At 65.4% G+C, this 2,835-nt stretch carries 2 protein-coding genes; both read left to right on the forward strand.

Going from position 1 to position 2,835, the window contains the following annotated elements:
* Positions 1 to 341 (forward strand): NAD(P)H-hydrate dehydratase (locus AC1DBQ_RS22765; protein WP_476930667.1); only part of this gene is annotated, 341 nt, incomplete at its 5' end.
* Between the two features lie 91 nt (positions 342 to 432).
* Positions 433 to 2,835 (forward strand): glycogen debranching protein GlgX (gene glgX, locus AC1DBQ_RS22770; RefSeq protein WP_476930668.1); only part of this gene is annotated, 2,403 nt, incomplete at its 3' end.

Consider the following 2,835-nt stretch of genomic DNA (forward strand, 5'->3'; position numbering starts at 1 on the left):
CTGCGGGTCTGACCGAAGCCACGGTGCTGCTCAAAGGCGCCACGACCCTCGTGGCCTCCCCCTTTCAGGACTTCTTCAGCCAAGCGGAAGCCACCCCGTGGATGGCCACGGCCGGCAGCGGGGACGTTCTGGMGGGAATTATCGGCGGGCTGCTGGCCCAGGTGGGTGCCGACGTCGGGCGCTTCGGTGACTATGGCATCGATCCTGACGCGAGATGGGYGGCGATCGCGGCGATGGCAGCCAGCATCCACGGCCGCGCCGGTGTCCGGGCCTCAGGTGGGGGACCGGTGACGGCCAGCGGCATTGCCGATGCGGCCCGGGAGGTGATGCGGGAGCTGTAACAATCGGGCGCGTTCAGTGCGCCCGGACAAATACTAATCCTACTTACAAGTAGTCTGTCTAGAGAATATTMGTCACGCACGAGGAGTACACATGGAAGTCTGGCCCGGAACGGCTTACCCGCTGGGAGCCACTTTTGACGGCACTGGCACCAACTTTGCCCTGTTCAGCGAGCGCGCCGAGCGCGTGGAACTGTGCCTCCTGGCTGACGACCTGAGCGAAACCCGGATCGAACTGACCGAGGTGGACGGCTATGTGTGGCACTGCTATCTGCCGCAGGTCCAGCCCGGACAGAAGTACGGTTACCGGGTGTACGGGGAATACGATCCTGACAAAGGCAACCGGTTCAACTCCAGCAAGCTGCTAATGGACCCGTACGCCAAGGCCATCCAGGGCCAGATCGACTGGGACCCGGCGCTCTTTTCCTACAACTTCGGGGACCCCATGTCCCGCAATGACACCGATTCGGCGCCGCACACCATGCACGGTGTCGTCATCAACCCGTTCTTCGACTGGGACGGCGACCGCCAGCTGCGCATCCCGTACCACGAATCGGTCATCTACGAAGCCCACGTCAAGGGCCTGACCGAGCTGCATCCGGAGGTCCCKGAGGAGCAGCGCGGCACCTATGCCGGTGTGTCCCATCCCGCCGTGATCGAGCACCTCAAGAAGCTCGGGATCACCGCGGTCGAGCTCATGCCCGTGCACCAGTTCGTCAATGACGGCACCCTCGTKGAGAAGGGCCTCACCAACTACTGGGGCTACAACACCATTGGTTTCTTCGCCCCGCAGAACACCTACAGCTCCTCCGGCGACGTCGGACATCAGGTCCAGGAGTTCAAGGCGATGGTCCGGGACCTGCACAAGGCCGGCATCGAAGTGATCCTGGATGTGGTCTACAACCACACGGCAGAAGGCAACCACCTMGGCCCCACGCTGTCCTTCAAGGGCATCKACAACGCCGCCTACTACCGGCTGGTGGACGGCGACCTGAAGCACTACATGGACTACACCGGCACCGGAAACTCGCTCAACGTCCGGCACCCGCACTCCCTGCAGCTGCTCATGGACTCCCTGCGCTACTGGGTCACGGAAATGCACGTGGACGGGTTCCGCTTCGACCTCGCGTCCACCCTGGCCCGCGAGTTCTACGACGTCGACAAGCTCTCCACCTTCTTCGAACTGATCCAGCASGATCCGATCGTTTCCCAGGTCAAACTCATCGCCGAACCGTGGGACGTGGGCCCCGGTGGCTACCAGGTGGGCAACTTCCCKCCRCAGTGGACCGAATGGAACGGCAAATACCGCGACACCGTCCGTGACTTCTGGCGCGGGGAACCGGCCACGCTCGGCGAGTTCGCCTCGCGGCTGACCGGTTCGGCCGACCTCTACGAGAGTTCTGCCCGGCGCCCGGTGGCTTCCATCAACTTCGTCACCGCCCACGACGGGTTCACAATGCGCKACCTCGTGTCCTACAACGAGAAGCGCAACGACGCCAACGGTGAAGGCAACAACGACGGCGAATCGCACAACCGCTCCTGGAACTGCGGCGCGGAAGGCGAGACCGAGGACGACGCCGTACTGACCTTGCGCGCCCGCCAGCAGCGGAACTTCATTGCGACCCTCCTGCTGTCMCAGGGCGTTCCGATGATCCTGCACGGTGACGAGCTGGGCCGCACCCAGCAGGGCAACAACAACACCTACTGCCAGGACTCGGAACTGAGCTGGGTGCACTGGGATGACATGGACCAGCCGCTGGTGGAGTTCACCGCCGTGGTCAACAAGATCCGCCGCGACCACCCCATCTTCCGGCGCAGCCGCTTCTTCGACGGCCGCCCCGTCCGCCGCGGCGAGGGCGAGAAGCTCCCGGATATCGTCTGGCTCAACACCGACGGCAAGGAAATGCTGCCGGAGGACTGGGACAGCGGCTTCGGCCGGACCATCGGCGTGTTCTACAACGGCCACGGCATCCAGGAACAGGACTCCCGCGGACGCCGGATCACTGACGATAGCTTCCTGCTGGCGTTCAACGCCCATGACGACCACGTTGACTTCCTGCTCCCGGCCGAGGAGTACTCGCCGTTCTGGGACGTCGTCGTGGACACCGCCGACCAGGCCGACACCGACCAGCCGCTCAAGGCCGGGTCCGTTCTGAAGCTGGCRGCGAAGTCCCTTGTGGTCCTGCGCGCCTACTCGGGCCCGGAAGTTGAGGTGGACTACTCCGCCGCGGCATCCCTGGCCGCCCGGGCCGAGGCCCCCGCGGAATCGGCTCCGGCGGCACCCGCTGCAACCCAGGTCCCGGCTCCGGAGGTTCCCGCGGCGCCGGTCGAGGAGGTCGCTCCKGCGATCGAGCCGGAGCGCGCGCCCGAGCCCKAGATTCCGGAAGCCGCGCCCGCGCCCGAGGCCGCGCCTTCGATCGAGCCGGAAGCCGTGCCCGAGCCGGAGGCCTCGCAGGCAGACCCAACGCCTGAGCCGGACCCGGCTCCGGAGCAGGAT

It is taken from the genome of Arthrobacter sp. 10T413_2 (assembly GCF_056394205.1).